The sequence below is a fragment of the Bacteroidia bacterium genome, from assembly GCA_039924845.1.
GTDB lineage: Bacteria > Bacteroidota > Bacteroidia > DATLTG01 > DATLTG01 > DATLTG01.
In genome coordinates this window covers 1-2,665 of sequence record JBDTAC010000033.1, presented here as the reverse complement: position 1 = coordinate 2,665, position 2,665 = coordinate 1, and the positions used below count along the sequence as shown (strand labels likewise).

Annotated in this window: 5 protein-coding genes; 1 reads left to right on the top strand and 4 read right to left on the bottom strand. The window is 32.5% G+C overall.

Features of this window, described 5'->3' with window-relative positions; translation table 11 throughout:
- Positions 1-24 precede the first annotated feature (24 nt).
- From ABIZ51_03830 to ABIZ51_03815, 4 genes are all read right to left on the bottom strand, one after another.
- Positions 25-426 (bottom strand): RDD family protein, encoded by a 402-nt coding sequence (locus ABIZ51_03830; GenBank protein ID MEO7087906.1) that lies wholly within the window; start codon positions 424-426, stop codon positions 25-27.
- Complete coding sequence (locus tag ABIZ51_03825; GenBank protein ID MEO7087905.1) at positions 423-1,106, bottom strand: hypothetical protein; 684 nt, start codon at positions 1,104-1,106, stop codon at positions 423-425. Before ABIZ51_03825 ends, ABIZ51_03830 begins: the two co-directional genes overlap by 4 nt.
- Positions 1,107-1,306: 200 nt before the next feature.
- A complete protein-coding gene (locus ABIZ51_03820; GenBank protein MEO7087904.1) occupies positions 1,307-1,687 on the bottom strand; it encodes a hypothetical protein in 381 nt (126 codons plus the stop codon).
- 29 nt (positions 1,688-1,716) lie between these two features.
- Positions 1,717-2,058 carry a hypothetical protein gene (locus tag ABIZ51_03815; GenBank protein ID MEO7087903.1) on the bottom strand — a complete coding sequence of 114 codons (342 nt, stop codon included), beginning with the start codon at positions 2,056-2,058 and terminating at the stop codon, positions 1,717-1,719.
- Between the two features lie 416 nt (positions 2,059-2,474).
- Here ABIZ51_03815 and ABIZ51_03810 point away from each other — a divergent pair.
- Positions 2,475-2,665 (top strand): hypothetical protein (locus tag ABIZ51_03810; GenBank protein MEO7087902.1); only part of this gene is annotated, 191 nt, incomplete at its 3' end.

The window sequence follows — 2,665 nt, the reverse complement described above, 5'->3', positions numbered from 1 at the left end:
CACTACCAACCCTACCACCTTACCTTATTTAAATACCAATTTTAAATCTAAAACATCATCATACCAACTATTTCGATTTTCAGAAATTGAAATTATCGTAATAATTGCTCCAACAAAGGTTATCAGGGTAATGGTCTTTAAAACACCCCTTAGCAACATTGTTTTCTTTAATGGATTCACATTGTATCTTGTTGTAATTTTTAAATTATAAAGCCATTTGCCTGGCGAAGCAAAAAACAAACAATTAAAAAAGCTATCAAAAGCAATAATGCAGAATAAAGGACTTAATACGCCCACTATAAAAATGGCATTAGAACTTTTTAAAAACGAATCTATAAAATCAGAAAGATAGAAAGACAGTGTGATTCCAATCACAATAACCAAAAACAAATCAATAATATCGGCAAAAATTCTTTCTTTTTTCATAATTTGTTTTTGCGCAAAATATTTAATAAATCATTATTGGAAACATCCCTATTGTATAGAGAATACATCCCAATAATATATACTTTGTCTCTAAAACATTTAACTAAAAAATCCATATCTGTGTAACTGCGCGTACTTATGTAGGCATCGTAATATGTATGAGGCGTAGAAATAATGTAAATAAGACTGGCTTTTAAATGGTAATATTGATAATCAACAGAATTATGCAAACAATTAATTTTTTTACATTCATTAAATCTTATAGCAAGCTTAACATCACTACTCAAAAAAGCTTTTGAATAAATTCTATCAAATAAACTATCTTCTAAAGGACAGTTTGAATACAATACTAATTGTTCAGAATTATACTTCTGTTGAATAGTATCAACATCTTGCGATAAACAGGCATTCTGGTATTGATGAATTACCCACAGAAATAAGCCATATTTTTTGTAACGAAAAAAACAAAAGGAGTCATTAAGATTATCGGTACGTAAGGATGAAATTATTATTTGATTTGAAACTGAATCATTAAAAAAAGGCATAATTTGCGGAGCACTTCTTGGATAACAATCTGTTTCTTTATAAGCAAAATTATGAGCAAGTATAATTCCTAACACGATACAACCAATAGAAATAGCCACAATGCTAAGTAAAATGTATCTTATTATTTTTTTCATTATTCCGCAGATACTGTGTTCAAAATATAAGTTTCCCAAGAGGGTTCTCGTAGGCGCGAAGCTGAAGCATTGGTTTTGTGTGTTGTGCTTCGTGACTGATTAAACTTGTAAGCTGCGTTCTGCTCCTTTTGCATTGCTGAAAAATTATTTTTTTGAAGCCTAAAAATGTAAGTGCAAATTGGAACACTACCCTACTACCTTTACTTACTACCTTTTATCCATTGCCAATAGCTGCCAATAACCATTCCAACGGAAATCAAAAAAATATACGCAATGATTGGAGGGATAGAAATATGGGCAATATCAATCAAGCTAAGTGTCGAGAAGATTGCAACCATAAATTCAATACTTAAAGCTAAAGGCGAGTTTTTACGTATGCTGATTTCATTTTTTTTAACTGCAAAAAAAACAGCTATTTTTTTTTCGAAGAAATGTACTATAATGAACGCTAAAATAATTATAAATCCTATTAAGCCTAAGAGCTTCCAACCAAAAAAAATTAACATTGGGGTTTCCTCAAAAATTAAAGCAACAATAAATGTAAAAAAAATTACTGATACAAGTATTTTTAAATTTCTCATGTTTTTTCCGATTTACAATTGTGTATTTTTTAATTAGTTCCACTGGAGGCAGATGTTTTCTTATCACTTGCGCTTGGTGTGTTATAAGAATTGGAATCATACGCACTGCCTGATCCTGAAAAAACAGAACCAGTATCACTTGTACTGCTATTTGTGTTTGTGGTAGATTGTGGTGGTGTACTATATTCCTGATTTGCATTGTATTTAGCTGGTTGAAGTCCATCTTCAGAACTTGGTTGTCCTGGACCCTTTCCGTCTTTCCCATTTTTATGCTTATTAAATTTAGTCTTGGATTTTAATTTAGGTGACTTCATAATACGTGTGATTGCAGATTCTGATGAAAACGAATTACGCCATAACCCTGATGCCATTGCCTTCCAGAAGCCAATCTCTCTATCCTTTCCCAAGTAGCCAAGAAAAACCGCATAACCAACTATAACACAAATAATAATTACTTCCATTAATAATACTATGTTTATTCAAATTTAGTAAAGTGCTCATTTATGCTTGGCATATAACGGTTCGCGAGCTTTGCGAAGAGTCTTGCTTTTTGCAAAACTCGCAGATGTACGAAGTCCCGTAGGGCTTTGGACATTCGCAAAGCTCGCGAACCGATGTAACAAAAGCCCACAGGGATTTCGTTACATCTTATTTATTGGCGAATATAATTAATTTTCAATTAATTTATCATCTGCAAATTGAGGTATATCCCTAATACTCTAAAAAAAGAAGAGCTTCCTTTTTGAATATCCCTCCCTAATTTATTATAAAGCACGATTATTATTTGATGGCGCATGTTACTGGTGTGATGGCAGATGTTATTTGTTTGATGGCGCATGTACACTGTGTGATGGAGCATGTCATTTGTTTGATGGCACATGTTACTCGTGTGATGGCAGATGTCATTTGTTTGATGGCAGATGTTACTCGTTTGATGGCAGATGTTATTTGTTTGATGGCAGATGTTACTCGAGTGAT